The sequence below is a fragment of the Leucobacter chromiireducens subsp. chromiireducens genome, assembly GCF_016758255.1.
GTDB lineage: Bacteria > Actinomycetota > Actinomycetes > Actinomycetales > Microbacteriaceae > Leucobacter > Leucobacter chromiireducens.
This window is the reverse complement of the sequence record NZ_QYAD01000003.1, coordinates 306,248-324,574: the sequence shown is the minus strand read 5'-3', so window position 1 is coordinate 324,574 and position 18,327 is coordinate 306,248. Positions and strand designations below refer to the sequence as shown.

16 protein-coding genes and 1 pseudogene are annotated in these 18,327 nt (G+C 67.7%); 13 read left to right on the top strand and 4 right to left on the bottom strand.

Going from position 1 to position 18,327, the window contains the following annotated elements:
* Positions 1-30: 30 nt before the first annotated feature.
* Genes D3226_RS10225 through D3226_RS10215 form a run of 3 tightly spaced genes read left to right on the top strand, consistent with a single transcriptional unit; the run spans position 31 to position 3,241 of the window.
* On the top strand, positions 31-468 hold the full coding sequence (locus D3226_RS10225; RefSeq protein ID WP_202382431.1) for a PLDc N-terminal domain-containing protein: 438 nt from the start codon (positions 31-33) through the stop codon (positions 466-468).
* Positions 465-2,309: a 2-succinyl-5-enolpyruvyl-6-hydroxy-3-cyclohexene-1-carboxylic-acid synthase gene (gene menD / locus D3226_RS10220; protein WP_337248969.1), complete on the top strand. Its 1,845-nt coding sequence runs from the start codon at positions 465-467 to the stop codon at positions 2,307-2,309. The genes D3226_RS10225 and menD overlap by 4 nt, the downstream gene beginning before the upstream one ends.
* A 59-nt stretch (positions 2,310-2,368) precedes the next feature.
* Entirely contained in the window at positions 2,369-3,241 is an 873-nt protein-coding gene (locus D3226_RS10215) for a PPK2 family polyphosphate kinase (protein WP_202382430.1), read from the top strand.
* 47 nt (positions 3,242-3,288) lie between these two features.
* Here D3226_RS10215 and D3226_RS10210 read toward each other — a convergent pair whose 3' ends face one another.
* Positions 3,289-4,611 (bottom strand): isochorismate synthase, encoded by a 1,323-nt coding sequence (locus D3226_RS10210; protein ID WP_202382429.1) that lies wholly within the window; start codon positions 4,609-4,611, stop codon positions 3,289-3,291.
* A gap of 91 nt (positions 4,612-4,702) precedes the next feature.
* Here D3226_RS10210 and ubiE point away from each other — a divergent pair, with 91 nt between their 5' ends.
* From ubiE to D3226_RS10195, 3 genes are all read left to right on the top strand, one after another.
* Positions 4,703-5,662, top strand: coding sequence for a bifunctional demethylmenaquinone methyltransferase/2-methoxy-6-polyprenyl-1,4-benzoquinol methylase UbiE (gene ubiE / locus D3226_RS10205; RefSeq protein ID WP_337248968.1), 960 nt, complete (start codon positions 4,703-4,705; stop codon positions 5,660-5,662).
* 41 nt (positions 5,663-5,703) lie between these two features.
* Positions 5,704-6,717 carry a polyprenyl synthetase family protein gene (locus D3226_RS10200; protein WP_202382613.1) on the top strand — a complete coding sequence of 338 codons (1,014 nt, stop codon included), beginning with the start codon at positions 5,704-5,706 and terminating at the stop codon, positions 6,715-6,717.
* Positions 6,718-6,804: 87 nt separating this feature from the next.
* Complete coding sequence (locus D3226_RS10195; RefSeq protein WP_202382428.1) at positions 6,805-8,178, top strand: ferredoxin--NADP reductase domain-containing protein; 1,374 nt, start codon at positions 6,805-6,807, stop codon at positions 8,176-8,178.
* Here the strand turns inward: D3226_RS10195 and D3226_RS10190 are convergent.
* Positions 8,175-9,098, bottom strand: a complete 924-nt coding sequence (locus tag D3226_RS10190; protein ID WP_202382427.1) for a LysR substrate-binding domain-containing protein — start codon at positions 9,096-9,098, stop codon at positions 8,175-8,177. The genes D3226_RS10195 and D3226_RS10190 overlap by 4 nt on opposite strands.
* A gap of 82 nt (positions 9,099-9,180) precedes the next feature.
* Between D3226_RS10190 and D3226_RS10185 the strand changes: the two genes are divergently transcribed.
* Positions 9,181-10,218, top strand: a complete 1,038-nt coding sequence (locus tag D3226_RS10185) for a YeiH family protein (RefSeq protein WP_202382426.1) — start codon at positions 9,181-9,183, stop codon at positions 10,216-10,218.
* Between the two features lie 13 nt (positions 10,219-10,231).
* Here D3226_RS10185 and D3226_RS10180 read toward each other — a convergent pair whose 3' ends face one another.
* Together D3226_RS10180 and D3226_RS15080 are read right to left on the bottom strand one after the other, a co-directional pair.
* Positions 10,232-11,044 carry a Sir2 family NAD-dependent protein deacetylase gene (locus D3226_RS10180; RefSeq protein WP_202382425.1) on the bottom strand — a complete coding sequence of 271 codons (813 nt, stop codon included), beginning with the start codon at positions 11,042-11,044 and terminating at the stop codon, positions 10,232-10,234.
* 39 nt (positions 11,045-11,083) lie between these two features.
* Positions 11,084-12,709, bottom strand: coding sequence for a helix-turn-helix domain-containing protein (locus tag D3226_RS15080; RefSeq protein WP_202382424.1), 1,626 nt, complete (start codon positions 12,707-12,709; stop codon positions 11,084-11,086).
* 82 nt (positions 12,710-12,791) lie between these two features.
* Here D3226_RS15080 and lysA point away from each other — a divergent pair, with 82 nt between their 5' ends.
* The 6 genes and pseudogenes from lysA to D3226_RS10145 all read left to right on the top strand — a co-directional run bounded on the left by lysA (position 12,792) and on the right by D3226_RS10145 (position 18,310).
* On the top strand, positions 12,792-14,102 hold the full coding sequence (lysA, locus tag D3226_RS10170; protein WP_202382423.1) for a diaminopimelate decarboxylase: 1,311 nt from the start codon (positions 12,792-12,794) through the stop codon (positions 14,100-14,102).
* A 50-nt stretch (positions 14,103-14,152) separates the two neighbouring features.
* Positions 14,153-15,079, top strand: coding sequence for an ABC transporter substrate-binding protein (locus D3226_RS10165; RefSeq protein ID WP_202382422.1), 927 nt, complete (start codon positions 14,153-14,155; stop codon positions 15,077-15,079).
* A 4-nt stretch (positions 15,080-15,083) separates the two neighbouring features.
* Positions 15,084-16,067, top strand: coding sequence for an ABC transporter permease subunit (locus tag D3226_RS10160; protein WP_202382421.1), 984 nt, complete (start codon positions 15,084-15,086; stop codon positions 16,065-16,067).
* Between the two features lie 8 nt (positions 16,068-16,075).
* A pseudogene (locus tag D3226_RS10155) lies at positions 16,076-16,863 on the top strand (amino acid ABC transporter ATP-binding protein).
* Between the two features lie 62 nt (positions 16,864-16,925).
* Positions 16,926-17,480, top strand: coding sequence for an orotate phosphoribosyltransferase (pyrE, locus tag D3226_RS10150; protein ID WP_202382420.1), 555 nt, complete (start codon positions 16,926-16,928; stop codon positions 17,478-17,480).
* A gap of 332 nt (positions 17,481-17,812) precedes the next feature.
* Complete coding sequence (locus tag D3226_RS10145; protein WP_202382419.1) at positions 17,813-18,310, top strand: Atu1372/SO_1960 family protein; 498 nt, start codon at positions 17,813-17,815, stop codon at positions 18,308-18,310.
* Positions 18,311-18,327 lie beyond the last annotated feature (17 nt).

Genomic DNA, 18,327 nt, shown 5'->3' with positions numbered 1-18,327 from the left:
AGTGTGATGTGGTGCGAGTACCATAGGGGCATGGTGCGATTCGGGATTATCGGTATCGTCATCGCGGTGGCCTTCACGCTGTATTCGCTGGTCGACGCGGCGATGACGGACGGCGCGCGAGCCCGCGGCGTTGCGAAACCCGTGTGGGTGGTGCTCATCGTCGTGCTTCCCGTGATCGGCGGCATCCTCTGGTTTGTCATCGGCAAGGGAGACACCCCCGCGGTGCGGCCCGCCGCGCCAGATGATGACCCCCGGTTCAGCGGCACCAACATGTCATCGGGCGACCTCGATGCGCACATGCGTGATCTTGAGGCGCGCCTGCGAGAGCTCGACGAAGAGACCTTCCCCGGCGAGCAGCCGGGCTCCGCTGCAGGCGAGGCCGAGCGCCCAGCACGCGACGAGAACCGGCGCGATGAGAATCGGCGCGACGGCGGCACGCAGGCCGACGGCGACGCGTCGCAGCCGTGAGCCAGGCTGACGCTCCCGCGGCTCCCGCACCGGCCTCGATCTTCGCGGTTGAGCTGCTCGGCGAGCTGATTCGCCTCGGGGTGCGCGACGTCGTGGTGTGCCCCGGCTCCCGCTCGCAGGCGCTCGCGCTCGCCGCAGCGGCGGCCGAGCGCGTCGGTGCGATTCGCCTGCACGTGCGCGTCGACGAGCGCTCCGCGGCATTCTTCGCGCTCGGCATCGCGCGCGAGACCGGCGTGCCAGCTCCCGTTATCGTGACGAGCGGAACGGCCGTCGCAAACCTCTTGCCCGCGGCACTTGAGGCGCACGCCGGGCGAGTGCCGATGCTGCTGCTCACCGCGGACCGCCCCACTGAGCTGCGCGGCATTCGCAGCAACCAGACCACCGAGCAGGCAGGATTGTTTGGCCCGGCCGCTCGGCTCAGCCTGGATGTGCCCGCGCCCGCGCTCGGAGCAGACGGCGATCTCGTGCGCACGGATGCGACCGACCCGCAGACGCTCGCCGCGCGTGCGATCTCTGCGGCGACCGGCTTCCTCGGCGCAGCGCCGGCGGGCCCCGTACAGCTCAACCTGGCGTTCCGCGAACCGCTCTCAGGAGTCGCCGGATTCGAGACGATGATCGACCGCGGCTTCGAGGCGGCCGCGGCCGAAGCAGCGGAGATTCGAGAGAACGACGCGCTCGGCATTGCGAGCACGGCAGCGCAGGCGGTTCCGGGTGGGCTCCGCAGCCACGCGGGCTTCACCGACGACGAGCAGTACATCCACTCCGGCGATGCCTACACGGTCGTTCTCGCTGGTGCCGACGCTGGCCCCGACGCTGAGGTGTTCGCCCGCGCGATCGGTGCTCCCCTCCTCGCGGAGGTCGTGAGCGGCGCGCGCTACGGGCGGGAAGCAATTGCCGCCTACGCCACGTTGCTTGAGCACCCCGAAATCGGCGGGCTCGTTGAGCGGGCCGTGGTGTTCGGGCACCCCACGCTCACGCGGCAGGCGAACGCGCTGCTGCGACGCGACGCCGTCGAGGTGATTGTCGTCGACCCGCACGCGGGCCCCGGCGTTGAGCACGTGAATCCTGGCCGCCGCGCAACGGTCGTGCGTGCGGCGCGTGCCGCCGCCGACCACGATCCCGCGCTGCTGCACCGCTGGCTGGGCGCGTGGGTGGTGGCCGACCGCGAGCTGCAGCGCGAGCGCACCACGGTGCACGCGCCGAACCTGTCCGCGGCCACCGCGCCCGGGTACAAGGAACGCAACGCGTACGCGCGCTCGGAGGTCGCAACGATGCGCGAGGCGGTGAGCCGCGAGCTCCTCGCCGAGAGCGTGTGGCGCGGCTCCTGGCCGCACGATCGTCTGGTTCTCGCCGCCTCCCGTCTGGTGCGTGTGCTCGACGGCCTCGCCCCGGGGCGCAAGCTCGGCGTGCACGCGAACCGCGGGCTTGCGGGCATCGACGGCACCGTCGCCACCGCGCTCGGCATCGCCGCCGCGAGCCAGGCGGACCCCGAGAGCTCGGCCGCCGCGGGAGTGACTCGCGTACTCATCGGCGATCTCGCCCTGCTGCACGACGCCGGGTCGCTCCTCCTCCCGCAGACGGAGCGCGCCGTGCGCATTCAGCTGTTCGTGGGCAACGACGGCGGCGGGACGATCTTTGATGGGCTTGAGGTTGCGGACGCCGCGGCCGCAGACGCGTTCGACCGTGTGATGCTCACGCCGCACTCGGTGTCGCTCGAAGCCCTCGCCGCCGCGTACGGCTGGGAGTATCGCCAGGTGGAGACGCGCAGCGAGCTCGAGCGCCTGCTCACGGAGCCGGTCACCGGCCCCGGCATCGTCGAGGTGCCGCTCGCGCGGAAATAATCCAGTGCGCCGCGGCGCGCTCAGGCCCTACAGTGGGGAACACTGACGGGGGAGGGCCGATGGGCACGCAGTTCTGGAACGACGATGTAGCGCAGCTCTTGCGAGTGCGCGAGGGCTTCGAGCTGCGCGGGATCGACCCCGCCGCAACACCGGGCACGGCGGCGACGAAGAAGGCCGGTCAAACCGAGCTCGCCGCCTCCGCCCAGGAGTTCCGTGAACTGCAGGAGCAGCTCTTTGCGCAGAGCCGAGTGGGCGCGCGCGAGCGTGTGCTCGTCGTGCTGCAGGCCATGGACGCCGCGGGCAAGGGCGGAATCGTGAACCATGTGTTCTCGCAGATTGAGCCCTACGGTTTGTCGCTCGCTGCGTTCAAAGCGCCCACCGAAACGGAGCGCGCACACGACTTCCTCTGGCGCATCGAGCCGCGCGTGCCCGAGCCCGGCGTGATTGGCGTGTTCGACCGCTCGCACTACGAGGACGTGCTGATCCAGCGGGTGCGCGAGTTCGCGCCGCCCGCCGAGATCGAGCGCCGCTACGGTGCGATTGCCGACTTCGAGCAGCGCCTTGCCGACGACGGGGTGCGGATCGTGAAGATCATGCTGCACGTGTCACCCGAGGAGCAGGCTGAGCGTCTCGCCGATCGGCTTGCGGACCCCGCGAAGCACTGGAAGTACAACCCCGGGGACGTCGACGAGCGCGTGCTGTGGGACGAGTACATGTCCGCGTTCCAGATCGCGATCGACCGCACGCACGCGGCCCACGCGCCCTGGTACGTCGTGCCGGCGAATGCGAAGTGGTACGCCCGCGCGGCAGTGCAGCGAATCGTCATCTCCGAGCTTGCGGCGCTGCAGCCTGCGTGGCCCGCGGCAGACTTCGACGTTGTGGAGGAGCAGGCGCGGCTCGAAGCGACGCGCGGCCTGACTTGGCCGAGCTGAACTGACGGAGCTGAGCTCGCCGGGTGGGCGGGACGTGCCGGGTGGGCTCAGCGCGCGAAGGCCTCGGTGATCGGCCGGAACTTCGATACGGTCTCACCAAACTCGTGATCGGGATCGGACCCCACCACGATGCCGCCGCCCGCGCTCGCGGTGAGCGTGCGTTCGCCCGTCTCAGGATCCGCCGCGCCGAGCTGTGCGCAGCGCAGGGCGATGACCCACTCGCCGTCGCCCGCGGCGTCGATCCAGCCCACGGCCCCTGAGTAGCGCCCGCGGTCGAACGGCTCGAGTTCGGCGATCGCGGCGACCGCGTCGGCGGTGGGCGTGCCGGCCACCGCCGCGGTGGGGTGCAGGGCTCCCACGAGCTCAATCGCGGAGCTGCGCTCGCCGAGGCTTGCGCCGAGGTCGGTGGCGAGGTGCCACACATTGGGCAGCTGCAGCGGGAACGGCTCCTCGCTGGTGCGCAGTTCGGTGACGAACGGGGCGAGCGCGGTGACCACGCTCTGCACGGCGAACGCGTGCTCGTGCTGTTCCTTGGCGCTCGTCAGGAGTTCGTCGCGAGCCTGGGCGTCGCGCGCACCGTTCTCAGCGTGCCGAGCACGGGTACCCGCGAGCACGCGCGCCGACACCGCGCCCGCGGTGGAACGGATGAGCGTCTCTGGGCTCGCCCCCACCATGCCGTCGACCGCGAAGGTCCAGCAGTCGAGGTACCGTTCCGCGAGGCGTGCGAGCGGCACACGGAGATCCGCTCCCGCGGGTAGCTGCCCCTCGATCTGGCGGGCGAGGACGATCTTTTCCGCGTCGCCGGCCTCGATGCGACGCACGGCTTCGGTGACGCCGGTGAGGTAAGCCGCGACGGGGTCGACCGCGTGAGCGGAGTCGTCGGTGCGCGGAGCGAGCTCCAGGCCGGGCCATGCGCCTGCAGGGGCTGCGGGCGGCAGCGTGAGATCCCGATCGAGAGACTCGTCGGTGCCTGCGTCTGGTGCGGGATCGCGGATGATCGAGGTCTCCGTGATCCACCACTGATCGCGGTGCTGCGCAATGAGCACCTCCGGCACAATGAGCACGCTCTCCGCGTCGCTCTCGTCGTCGAACGCGAAGGTACCGAGCGCCACGAGGCCGGAGCCCGGCATGCGCACGGGGTCATCGATCACGGCGTTGTCTGAGATCGCACGCCAGGCGCCAGCCGCCGCACGGAATCGGTTCGGGCCGTGGAAGCCGATGCGCAGGGTCTCACCCAGGCCGACGCAGCCGCGGTCGCCGCGCAGCCACACGAGCGGCGAATCGGGATCCGCGAGGTCGAGCAGTTCGGGTCGCTCCGCAAGGGGTCGGGTGATCGCGCGGAGGCGGGGCACAGCGGATTCACTCGTCACCCCATCAATCTACCCCTCCGCCCTGAGCAGGCCGTTCAGCGGGTCTGCGCGTGCCATCCGGCGCTCAGGCACAAGGAGATACGATGGTGGGGTGACTCGACCCGACACCGCGACCAAGCACGCCGCCGACGTCTCCTCGATGTTTGACGAGGTCTCGCCCCGCTATGACCTCATTAACGACGTCCTGACCGTGGGCAACGACCGGCTCTGGCGCATTGCGACGACGAAAGCCGTTGGCCCGCGCAAGGGCATGCGCATCCTTGATCTTGCAGCCGGGACCGGCACGTCGTCCGCCGCGCTCGCTGCGCACGGCGCCAACGTGGTGGCCGCGGACTTCTCGGAGGGCATGCTCGCCGAGGGCCGGAAGCGCCACGCGGACAACGCGCTCATCGAGTTCGTACACGCTGACGCCACCGCGCTGCCGTTCGAGGACAACAGCTTTGATGCCGCCACGATCTCGTACGGGCTGCGCAACGTGAGCGATCCGCGTGCCGCGCTCGCCGAGATGCGCCGCGTCGTGAAGCCGGGTGGCCGCGTGGTCATTGCGGAGTTCTCGACGCCCCCCTCGGCCGTGATCCGGGGTCCGTACGCGTTCTACGGCCGCCACGTGCTGCCGCGCATCGCCGGTGCGATCAACCGCGAGGCCGCCGCCGCGTACCAGTACCTCAACGAGTCGATTGAAGAGTGGCCGGATCAGGAAGCGCTGGCCGGGTGGCTGCGCGAGGCCGGCTTTGAGCGAGTCGCCTACCGCAACCTCACCTTTGGCATCGTCGCGCTGCACCGTGGCTTTGTTCCGCGCGAGGCGCCAGCCGCGCCGAAGCCGGCTGCCGCGAAGAAGCCTGCCGCGAAGAAACCCGCGGCGAAGAAGCCTGCAGCGGCGAAGAAACCCGCTGCGGCCAAGAAGCCGGCGGCTGCCTCCACCGCGAAGCAGTCCGAGGCGAAGAAGCCGGCGGCCAAGAAACCCGCAGCGAAAACGTCGCCCGCGGCAAAGTCCGCGCCCGCGACGAAACCGACATCCGCTAAGACCGAGGCCTCCGGAGGCGAGCAGTGAACCGTCCTATCGCAGAAGACACCGCCACCCAGGCGCTGCCGATGCGGTTGTTCCGCGGTGCGCAGGATCGCCGCCACGCGAAGCAGCTGCAGGATCAGCTCGAGCTGATCGAGGCTGAGCTGATGGAACACCTGCGCTTCGCCTCCCCGGTCGCGGACGCGCCGGCCCGCTACCTGATGAGCGCGGGCGGTAAGCGGATCCGACCGATGCTCACGCTCCTCACGAGCGAGCTGGGCACCGGCCCCAACGAGCTGGTGCGCCGTGCCGCGCAGGCGGTCGAGATGACCCATCTCGCCTCGCTCTACCACGACGATGTGATGGACGACGCGAAGCTGCGCCGGGGCGTGCCCGCCGCGCAGACGGTGTGGTCGAACTCGGTGGCGATTCTCGCGGGCGATCTGCTGTTTGCGCGCGCGTCGTCGCTCGTCTCCGGCATGGGCGAGGAAGCGATCTTGCTGCAGGCGGAGACGTTCGAGCGTCTGTGCCTCGGCCAACTGCACGAGACCGTCGGCCCGCAGCCCGAGGACGAGCCGATCGCGCACTACATTCAGGTGCTTGCAGACAAGACGGGCGCCCTCATCGCGACCGCCGCGCGCATGGGCGTGATGTTCGGCGAGGCGCCGAAGGAGTACGCGGATCCGGTGACCGAGTACGGCGAGCGCATCGGCGTCGCGTTCCAGCTCATCGATGACGTGATTGACCTGTCGCCGCAGAAGGAGCAGACGGGCAAGCGCGCGGGCACCGACCTCCGCGCTGGCGTGGCCACCCTGCCGCTCTTGCTGCTGCAGCAGCGCGCGGCGGCGTCCGGCGGTGCAGACGCCGAGCTGCTCGCTCAGATCGAGGCGGGGGTGCGCGACATTGAAGCGGGAGCCGACGCGTCGGTGCTCGATTCCGCGGTCGTCGCGCTCCGCGCACACGAGGTGACCCGCGAGACCGAGGCGACGGCCCGCCGTTGGGCGGCTGAGGCCGTGACCGCGCTCGACCCGCTGCCGAAGTCGCCGGTGAAGCGCGCGCTCGAGCGGATGGCTGATTCGATCGTTTCCCGAGAGGGATAGCAGGGAGCGCTCCGTGCGGGGCACCCATAACTCAGTGAGACGCCCGGCGGATAATACCGTTCGCGGCAGACCGGAAGTAGGAATGCGATGAGCAAGATGCGGTTGGCAATCGTCGGGGCTGGACCCGCCGGGATTTACGCGGCGGACCTGATGCTGAAAGCGGAGCGCGACTTCGAGGTGGAGATCGACCTCTTCGAACAGCTGCCCGCGCCGTACGGGCTGGTCCGCTACGGCGTTTCCCCCGATCACCCGCGCATCAAGGGCATCATCAACGCGCTGCGCGACGTGCTCGACAGTGGCCAGATCCGCTACTTCGGTAACGTGCGCTATGGGCAGGACATCACGCTTGACGACCTCAAGCAGCACTACAACGCGGTGATCTTCTCGACCGGCGCGATCCGCGACGCCGGCCTGAACATCCCGGGTATCGACGCGGAGGCATCGTACGGCGCCGCCGATTTCGTGAGCTGGTTCGATGGGCACCCCGATGTGCCGCGCACCTGGCCGCTCGAGGCCGCATCGGTGGGTGTGATTGGCAACGGCAACGTCGCCCTCGACATCTCGCGCATGCTGATCAAGCACGCCGACGACCTGCTGCCCACCGAGATCCCGGACAATGTGTACCAGGGCCTCAAGAAGAACCCCATCGAGGAGCTGCACCTCTTCGGCCGCCGCGGCCCCAAGTACGTGAAGTTCACGCCGCTTGAGCTGCGCGAGCTCGGCGAGGTGCGCGACGTCGACATGGTGGTGGACGAGCGCGATTTCGATCTGCCTGACGCGTACGCCGATGAGGTGCTCGCGAAGAACAAGCAGGTCACCGTGATGACGCGTGTGATGGACAAGTGGCGTCAGGAGCAGCGCGAGCGCGAGGAGAGCGGGGAGCGCGCTTCCCGTCGGCTGCACATGCACTTCTGGTCGAAGCCCGTCGAGGTGGTTGTCGAGGACGGCCGCGTTGCAGGGCTGAAGATTGAGCGGACCGCGCCCGACGGCGAGGGCGGCGCGTTCGACACGGGCGAGTTCGAGGTGATCCCGATGCAGTCGCTCTACCGCGCGATCGGCTACTTCGGTTCGCCGCTCGACGAGATCCCCTTCGACGACGCGAAGGGCGTGATCCCGAACAGCCAGGGGCGTGTGCAGGATCTCGAGGGTCAGCAGATCCCCGGCCTGTACGCGACCGGCTGGATCAAGCGCGGCCCGATCGGGCTCATCGGCCACACGAAGTCGGACGCCATGGAGACGCTCGAGTCCGTGATCGAGGATCAGGCATCCTGGTGGCAGCCCACCGTCGACGATAGCGAGGCTATCCCTGCCCTGCTGCACGAGCGCGAGGTGCCGTACACCACGATCGAGGGCTGGCATCGCCTGGACGAGCACGAGCTCGCCCTGGGCGAGGAAGCCGGTCGCACCCGCATCAAGGTGGTGCCGCGCGACGACATGACGCGCATCTCCCGCGCGGACTAGGCGGGTGCGGTCGCCCGCGCGGCGATCGCGACCAGCTCCCGGCGCGGGCCCGTGAGGTCCCGCCGGGTTCCGCGCCACACCGCGGTGAGGGGGCGCTCGAGCGGCTCGGGATCGAGGCTGACCTCGACGATTCGCCCGAGGCGCACGTCGTCGCGCACACTCAGCTCGCTGAGCACCGCCGGGGCCACGCCCTGCGCCACCGCTGAACGCACGGCGGCTTCGGTGGCGAGTTCAAGGGCGGGCGTGGGCGCAGTGATCCCGAGCTGCTGTGAGACCGCGGCCTCGAATGCGGCACGAGTGCCGCTGCCGGGCTCCCGCGTGACGAGGGGCACGGCAGCGACCTCGGCGAGTGCAACGCTGTCGCGGGTGGCCCACTCGTGTTCGGCGCACACTGCGAGCACCATGCGGTCAACGCCGATGGGGGCGACCCCGAGCCCGTGGGGGAGCGCGGGGGTCTCAATGAAGCCGAGGTCGAGCTCTCCCGCGCGCACCGCCGCAATGATCTCGGCGCTGTTTGCCGTGCGCAGGGCGACGGAGGTGGCGTCGCGCCCGGCCGCGAGCTGCGCTCCGCGCAGTTCGATCAGCCAAGCCGGTAGCAGGTGCGCAGCGATCGTCTGGCTGGCACCGACCGAGAGGGCGCGTGCGGCGCCCCCGGCGAGGCTGGCGATGCCCTCGTCCAGGCGAGCCGCGGCGGTCAGCACCTCGCGTGCCCAAGCGAGGACGGCGTCGCCCGCGGGCGTGGCGGTGACGCCAGCGGGTGAGCGCTGCACCAGGTCGACGCCGACGCGCCGTTCCAGGCTGCGCAAGCGCGCAGACACCGCCTGTTGCGTGACGCCGAGCTCGCGTCCGGCCGCGGAAATGCTGCCCGTGCGGAGCGCCGCTTCGAAGCAGCGGATGTCGATGAGATCGGGAGAGGCCACGCGGCAATGATACAAGCACCGCTTGGATCCCCCAACGAGTTGCCAGGTTCCGCTGCGCGCTGAGGTTCGAAACACTAGAGCCATGAAGGTTTCTCCGCTTCCTACCCTGCCCCAGCGCCTCGCCGCGCGGGGCGTCGAGGTGCTTCCCGGCGCGCTTGTCTGCGCCGCGGTCGCCGCCGTCGCCACCGTGATTGGAGGGTTCCTGCCCATTCTGGGCTCTGCGATCCCCGCGGTGCTGATCGGGGTGCTCATCGCACTCGTGCGGAAGCCGCACACGCGCCTGCAACCGGGCATCGGCTACGCGAGTAAGTTCGTGCTGCAGTGCGCGGTCGTGCTGCTGGGCGCGCAGCTCTCGCTCGCGAGCATCATCGAGGTGGGCGCCGAGTCGCTGCCGGTGATGCTCTCGTCACTGACCGTGTGTCTCCTGGGGGCGTGGCTGATCGGCCGTGCCATGGGGGTCGATCGCGATCTCCGCGTGCTCGTCGGCGTCGGCACTGGGATCTGTGGCGCCTCGGCGATTGCCGCGATCTCCCCCGTGATCCGCGCGAAAAGCGCCGATATCGCCTATGCGATCTCCACCGTCTTCCTCTTCAACATCCTCGCAGTGCTGCTGTTCCCAGCGCTCGGGCACGCGCTCGGTATGACCCCGCATGCGTTCGGCCTCTTCGCTGGAACCGCGGTGAACGACACGAGCTCGGTGGTCGCAGCCGCGAGCGTGTTCAGTGCCTCCGCGCTCGGCTTCGCAGTTGTGGTGAAGCTCGTCCGTACCCTCATGATCATCCCCATCAGCATCGGCCTCGCCGTGATGGATGGCCGTCGCACGGGGCAGGGAGAGCGATTCACGCTCGGCCGGATCCTGCGCCTAGTGCCCTGGTTCTTGGTCGGCTTCCTCGTGGTGGCCACGCTCACCTCGCTCGGCGCGGTGCCCGCGCCCGCGGCCGACGCGCTTACTCAAGTGAGTGTCTTCCTCGTAGCGATGGCGCTCGCCGGAATCGGAATGTCGACCGATCTGCGCGCAATCCGCGCGGCCGGGCTCAAGCCCCTCATCCTGGGCGGGATCCTGTCGCTGCTCGTGGCGAGCACCACGCTCGGTGTGATGGCGCTCACCGGCGCGTTCTAGTGGCCCGGCGCAGCTATGCGAGCAGCCCCGCGAGATCGGTGAGGGTCTCCGAAGTGCCGCCCTCAATGCGCACGCTCGCCCGTGAGTCGGCAGCCGTGGGACCCCGGTTGATCACGCCAACCGGGATTCCGCGGCGCTCGGCGCGGTGCAGCAGGCGGACGCCCGTGTTGACCGCCAGCGAGGTGCCAATGAGCAGGAGCGCGCTCGCCTCATTCACGAGCCGCTCGGCGTTCGCGAAGACCTCCGCCGGCACGACCTCGCCAAAATAGACGACATCGGGGCGCAGCTGGCCGCCGCACACGGGGCACTGTGGCACGCGCACACCGGCAAGGTCGCCCACCGCGGCGTCGCCATCGGGGCGCAGGGGAGCGTTCGCGTGTGCTTCGGCGTAGCCGGGGTTCGCCACGTCGAACCAGTGCAGCACTTCCGAGCGCATCCACCGCGCGCCGCATTCCGTGCAGCGAATGGTGGAGCCGCTGCCGTGCAGCTCGACAACGGTGCGGGATCCGGCACGGCGGTGCAGGCCATCCACGTTCTGGGTGATGACTCCGTCGACGCGGCCGGCCGCTTCGAGGTCTGCGAGAACGCGGTGCCCCGCGTTCGGCTCAATTGCGCTCATTGGCCCTGATCCGACACGGGCGCCCGCCCAGAAGCGCTGACGGTAGGCGGGGTCCTCGGTGAACTGAGCGATACTCATGGGCGTGCGGGGCGGGGTTCCTGCGCCCCGGTAGTCGGGAATCCCAGAGTCCGTGCTGATGCCGGCACCCGTGAGCACCGCAACTGGCCCGTCGGCGAAAAGCCCCGCGAGATCTGCCACCTGATGCATGAGCGCCCCCTTTTCCTGCAGCCTACGTGTCCGATGAGGTCAACGCGATGGGCGCGTGGGTATTCCTTCCCCGCTGTGCAGCGCACGGAGTTGCAGCCAGACCGCGAGGAGATCATCGTCGGATCCCAACCGCAGCTCGTACCGCTCATCGATCTGGTGCAGTCGGTGGCGCACCGTGTTCTCGTGCACATCCAACGCGCGCGCCGTGCGCGCCACATTGCCGAGCGCAGCACACCATGCACGGAGCGTTGCGGCGAACGCGGGCTGCTCAGCGAAGAGGCGATCCAGCTCGGGGATGCGCAATTCGGGTTCGACGGCGTACACCTCAGCCACCTGCTCGAACGTGAGGATCGCGCGAAGCAGCGGAACCGTGAGGACGCGCTCGGGCACGGCGTCCGAGTGCCGAGCCGCCGCCTCGATGAGTCGCCGACCGAGCTGGCGCAGCTGCGCAATCTCGCTCGATCGGTGCGTGACGCCGGGGAGGGCTACCCGCGTGCCCTCGCCGATGAGTCGATCCACGAGCGGGAGAAACGGGGCAACGAGCGGCTCCTCGCCGTACTGCGGGTCGCACGTGACGAGTGCGTAGACGAGGTCGCCGCGCACCACGGTCACGGCCTCGGGGCGGTGGAGCGCGAAGTGGCGCTGCACGATCGAGCGAAGCTGGGCGAGCGTCATGGGGTGTGGTTCACCGGGCGGGGCGAAAATCACGAGGGCTGCGCCCCGCTCCTCGGAGAGCCCGAGCTCCGCAAGCTCGGTACCGGTCACCTCAGTACCGTCGAGTAGCGTGCGCAGCCGGTCCTCCCGCGGCAGCTGCGTCGCATTTCGGGCGCGGAGATCGTCGAGCATGTGCGCGGCTGCGACCGCGGCGGCGGCGTGCAGTTTGGTCTCTTGCTCGTGTGAGAGCGTCTCGGGGTCACCCGTTGGATTGATGACCCAGATAGTGCCGAGTGGCATCGCGCCGGCACGGACCGCGATCGCAGCGCGCGGCTCCTCATCATCGAGTTGCGGGTACCCGATCGGGTGGTCCGCGCGAAGCACCGAGCGGTACTGATCCTCATTGAATGGCGACTCAGGCACTCGCCGGGTCAGGATTCCTTGGGTGCGTAGGCTGTCGATCACCTGGCCGGGCACCGAGGAGTACGCCACGATCCGGCGCTCGAGATCCTCTATGGCTGCGGAGCCGCCAAAGAACTCGGCAAGCTCGTTCGCCAACGCGAAGAGCGGCTCAGGTCCGCGGTCGCCCTGGGCATTGTCGCTGTAGCGATGCTCACCGAGCAGCCGAGACAGCAGCGCGTCGAAGAGCCGCCAGCTCACCCGTTCTTCCACACGCAGGATCGGCAGGCCGGTGGACCGTGCCACCTGGGCAACCGCTTCCGCATCCTCTTCTTTGCACTTGAGCGCGAGGCCGGCGGCCCTCCCCTCGGCCGCGCTGCGCGCCAGGCGTTCAACATCCGCGGGAGCGAGGCCGGTCGCGGAGGGCAGCAGGAGCAGGAGCCCGGGCTCGGGGAGCGACTCGTCGAGCGCATCGTAGAGCTCCGCGCCCGACACCGGGCGTGCCGAGTCGAGGGGGCCAAGCACCGAGACCGCATCAGGCCCAATGCCGCGAATGAGCTCACCGATCGGCATGCTCACTGGAATCGAACTTGGAGAAATCGCTTCAGTCACATGTTCAATCTAATGTATTACTCCAAAAAATGGGGAGAAAAACTCCCCTAGGGTGAGTGAGCAACGAACCAAAGGAGCAGCGATGGAGAAGGTCACGACGAGCGCCCAGCCGGCACCGGAGAACACCCGGATCGGCGAATTGTGGGACGTGCTGCCCGAGGAATCGAGCGTCACCGACGACGGGGTGCTCGCTATCGGAGGGGTGCCGATCACGGAGCTCGCCGCGCAGTACGGCACGCCGCTCCACGTGTTCGACGAGACCGGCCTCCGCCGCCAGATCCGCCGCTTCATCGACGGCCTGGCCGAGCGCTGGCCCAACTCCGAGGTGCTGTTCGCCTCCAAGTCGCTGCCGATCGTTGGCATGTATCGCGTCGCAGCGGAAGAGGGACTGTCGGTTGATATCGCCGGTGGCGGTGAACTGCAGCTCGCGCTCGCCGCAGGCGTTGATCCCGCGAAGCTCCACTTCCACGGAAATGCGAAGTCCGACGCCGAGCTCGAGCTGGCCCTCACTGCTGGGATCGGCGCAATCATCGTCGACAACGAAGACGAGCTCGACCGGCTCGAGCGCCTCCTCACCCGCCCCCAGGCGCTCCTGCTTCGAGTGATCCCCGGTGTGGACGCGGAGACCCACGCATCGCAGGCCACCGGCGGCGACCGTTCGAAGTTCGGCCTGCCGATGGACCAGGCGCTGCGCGCCATCGAGCGGATGCGCGCGCACCCGCTCATGGAGTTCGAGGGCGTGCACCTGCACATTGGCTCCCAGATCCTCAACACCCGCCAGTTCGCTGAGGCAGTCGCGAAGATCTCGACGGCCGGAGACTTCGCGACCTACGACGTGGGCGGCGGCCTCGGGGTGAAGTACACCTACGACGAGCAAGCTCCTGAGGTCGGCGAATACCTGGACGCGATTGTTGCCGCGGCGCGCGAGCACCTCCCAGAGGGGGCGCGGCTGCTCATTGAGCCCGGCCGCTCCATCGTCGCCCGCGCAGGCGTCACCGTCTACGACGTGCTCTCGGTCAAGCACACGGGCGACACGTTTGTTGCGGTGAACGGCGGCATGGCAGACACCCTTGACGTCGCGCTTACCGATCAGCGCTTCGAAGCGGTGCTCGCCAATCGCGTAACGGAGCCGTGGACGGAGACCGTGCAGCTGGTGGGTCGTCAGTGCGAGTCGGGCGATCTGCTGATCGATGGCGCCGAGATGCCGGCCGCTCGCGTCGGCGATCTCGTAGTCATGGCCACGACGGGCGCGTACTCCTACACCCTCTCGAACAACTACAACGGCGCGCTGCGCCCGGCGATCGTCTTCGTGAAGGACGGCGAGAGCCGCCTGGTCGCTCGCCGTGAGACGTACGAAGACCTGCTCCGCCTGCACGAGCCAGCCATCGGCTAGCGTGCACGCTCCGCTCTGACACATCACCCTCCAACGACGAAGGAATCAAGATGAAAAAGGCACCGATCACTCTGCTGGCTGTCGCAGCCGCGTTCGCGCTCACGCTGAGCGGCTGCGCGGGGAGCGGCGGCGGGGACAACTCCTCCGCTGCCGCTGGCCCGGCGGAGCTTCCGCAGGGCGACGAGATCAGCACGACAGCCGACCCCAAGCTGACCGAACTGCTCCCCGAGGACATTACGAAGGCGGGCAAGATCAACGTCGCCGTCGATATCCCGTTCCCGCCCATGGCGATGTACGACGACAACAACCGAGCGATCGGGTTTGATCCTGAGCTCGCTCGCTTGCTCGGTCAGAAGCTCGGTATCGACGTGTCTCTCAACAAGCAGGCCTTTGACTCCGTGATTCCCTCGCTGCAGGCCGGCAAGAACGACATCATCATGAGCGGCATGAACGACACCGAGGAGCGCGAGGCGACACTGAGCTTCGTCGCCTACACGCACGGTGGCTTTGCGATCGCGGTGAAGTCGGGCAATCCGAAAAAGATCACCACCCAGCAAGACCTCTGTGGCAAGACGGTGTCCGTGCAGAAGGCGACCATTCAGGGTGAACTGCTGCGCGCGATGGACTGCGGCATTACCGTGATGGAGCTGCCGAGCGATCTGGACGCTCAGACTGCTCTCCGCGCAGGCAAGAGCGACGCCTACTCGGCGGATGCGGTGGTCACCGAGTACGTTGTGGCGACAACAGACGACGGCAAGGCGTTTGACATCGTGCGAGATCCGGAGAACCCGGCCGGTTTCAACCCTGTGTACTCAGGGATTGGGATCCTGAAGGGCGACACCGAGCTCGTTGAAGCCGTCAAGCAGGCCTTGCAGGCGCTGATTGACGACGGCAGCTACGCCAAGGTCCTCGAGCGGAATCACATCGGCGCGTACGCCGTAGAGTCCGCAGAGGTCAACCAGGCGACGGCGAAGTAGCCCGGTGTCTGACACAGTGCTCGCCGAGCGCACCGACTCGCAGCTCGGCAATGATGACGACGTCGTCGCGATCCCGCTCCGGAGGCCGTGGCGTTGGATCAGTGCCCTGGTGGTGGTCGCGCTTGTCGCCTCGTTTGTGGTTGTCGTCGCAACGAACCCGAACCTTGATTTCGCGGCGGTCGGGCAGTTCCTGTTCGACCCCCGGATTCTTGACGGTGTCGGCCTCACGATCTTCATCACGGTGATCTCGATGGTGGTCTCGACCCTGCTTTCCGTCATCATCGCCGCCATGCGGCTGTCGAGCAATCCCGTGCTGTCGGGTGTCGCATGGTTCTATGTCTGGGCGTTCCGGGGCACTCCGGTGCTCGTGCAGATTGTCCTGTGGGGATACCTTGGTCTGTTGTTCGACCAGATTCGCTTGGGGATCCCGCTCACCGACATCGTCTTCTGGCAGATCGACACGAACACGCTCGTGACGCCGCTCGTCGCTGGTCTCCTGGCACTGACGCTGAATCAAGCGGCGTACTCGTCCGAGATCGTCCGCGCCGGCATGATGTCGGTCGATGAGGGGCAGCGTGAGGCCGCGTACTCCCTCGGTATGTCGCCGCTCTACACTTTCCGCCGGGTGCTCTTGCCGCAGGCGATGCGGGTGATCATTCCGCCGATGGGCAACGAGCTGATCTCGATGCTCAAGAGCACGTCGTTGCTCTCGGTGATCGCGGTGCTCGAGCTGTATACGCAGGCCTCGATGATCTCTGCCGCAAACCTGAAGCAGGTCGAGCTGCTCATCGTGGTGAGCGCGTGGTACCTCTTCATGACGACCGTGCTCTCGATCCCGCAGTACTACCTGGAGCGTCGTTTCGGGCGTGGGAGTTCGCGATCGCTGCCGCCCACTCCGTTCCAGCGGCTGAGAGCTGCGCTGGATCGCCGCAAGCCGGGCCCCGAGCCGGCGCCCGCCACACGAGCAACTGAGGTGATCGGAGCATGAGCATGCAGATGACGAACGCAGTCACGACGCCCACCGCAGATGATTTGGTGCAGATCCGGCGGGTGCGCAAGAGTTTCGGCGCCCATCAGGTGCTTCGCGATGTATCGCTCGCGGTGCCCGCCGGAACCGTCACCGTGTTGCTGGGGCCGTCGGGTTCAGGAAAATCGACACTCTTGCGATGCGTCAATCATTTGGAAACGATTGACGGCGGCAGAATCATTGTTGACGGTGAGCTCATCGGCTACCGACAGGCTGGGCGGAAGACCCACGAGATGACGCCGCGGCAGATCGCGCAGCAGCGCCGAGGAATCGGCATGGTGTCCAGCGCTTCAACCTCTTCCCGCACATGACCGCGCTCGAGAACATTACTGAGGCTCCGGTCGGCGTTATGCGCCGCGGCAAGGGCCCCTCGAAGGCACGGGGGATGGAGCTGCTCGATCGCGTTGGGCTCGCGGACTTTGCCGGACACTTTCCAGCGCAGCTCTCAGGTGGACAGCAGCAGCGCGTGGCGATCGCGCGGGCGCTCGCCATGGAACCGAAGCTCATGTTGTTCGACGAGCCGACCTCGGCACTCGATCCCGAGCTGGTTGGCGACGTGCTTGACGTGATGCGAGAGCTTGCTCGTGACGGCATGACAATGATCGTGGTGACGCACGAGATCGGCTTTGCCAGGGGAGTGGCTGATCAGGTCGTCTTCATGGATGGTGGCGTCGTCGTTGAGGCTGGCCCGCCTGAGCAGGTCATCGGAAATCCGGAACGGCAGCGTACGCGCAGCTTCCTCGAGAGCGTGGCGTAGCGGTGGGGCCGGGGCGTGCTCAGGGGGAGCCGTCCCGGCAACCGCCCACTAGAATTGGCGGTATGACGACCGCGCGCGAACAGCTCATCGACCTCATCACCAGCGAGGCCGTGTTTCACGGCGACTTCACGCTGACCAGTGGCAAGAAGGCTACCTACTACATCGATCTGCGGAAGCTGAGCCTGGATCACCGTGCGGCACCGCTGATCGGCCAGGTCATGCTGGATCTGATCGCCGATGTTGACGGTGTGGTTGCGGTTGGTGGTCTCACGATGGGCGCCGATCCGATCGCCTCCGCGATCATGCACCAGGGTGTCGCGCGCGGCGAGGTGTACGACTCCTTCGTGGTGCGTAAGGCGCCGAAGGATCACGGCCGTGGCCGCCAGGTTGAGGGCCCGGACCTGCAGGGCAAGCGCGTCATCGTGGTCGAGGACACGTCCACGACGGGCGGCTCCCCGCTGCAGGCCATCGAGGCGCTCGAAAAGGTCGGCGCGGAGATCGCTGCAGTCGCCGTGGTGGTCGACCGCCAGGCGCCCGCCAAGGAGCGCATCGAGGCTGCGGGCTACGAGTACCGCTACGCGATCGGCCTCGAAGACCTGGGGCTCCTGCCTCAGTAACGTGATCGCTCCGTCTGCGCGGAGCGAGAGAAACGGGTGTGGCCCGGACGAATTCGTCCGGGCCACACCCGTTTCTGCTCCTCGGAACATCGAAACTTTCGCAGCGTTGCAATGGCACATGGTTCATAACGCTGGACGTGTGCCCCCATCAGGGGTTTTGTGGCGCCCGCTTGTAGCTGTGCTCCAAGTTCACTGCGTGATCTTTGTGTCAATCCCACGCTTCTCTCTGGCGAACTTTCGCTGATAGCATCATCGTCAGTCGGTCATTTGGTCAGACCAAGTTCTCGCCACGACCGGCTCCACAGTTGAAGAGATTTATGAAGGAGATAATGGTGTCTGTTTCGTTTGAAGCCCGTGTCGCTGAGCTCGGTCTCGATATTCCCGACTACAGCCAGGGCGGCTACCACGGGACCTACTACGGCTCGATGAAGGCGTTCCACAAGACAGGGAATCTGCTGTTCCTGTCCGGCCACGTCGAGGACGCGCTGGGAAAGAACGGCCAGCCAATTCACGCTGGCAAGCTCGGCGCAGACGTGACGATCGAGGAGGGGTACCAGGCTGCCCGCCGCACCGCGCTCAACTGCCTCGGCACGATGCGCCTGGCACTCGGTTCGCTTGACAAGGTCAAGTGCCTGGTCAACTCGCTGAACTTCGTGGTGGCGGCCCCCGATTTCGTTGACGTCAACCTCGTTTCCTCGGGAGCGACGGACCTCTTCCGCGACGTGTTCGGCGAGGAGTTTGGCCTCGGCGGTCGTGCCACGATCGGTGTGACGTCTCTCGCTGCGAACCACTGCTTCGAGAACTGGATGACGATCGAGACGATCGACTGATCGTTCGACCAGAGGAC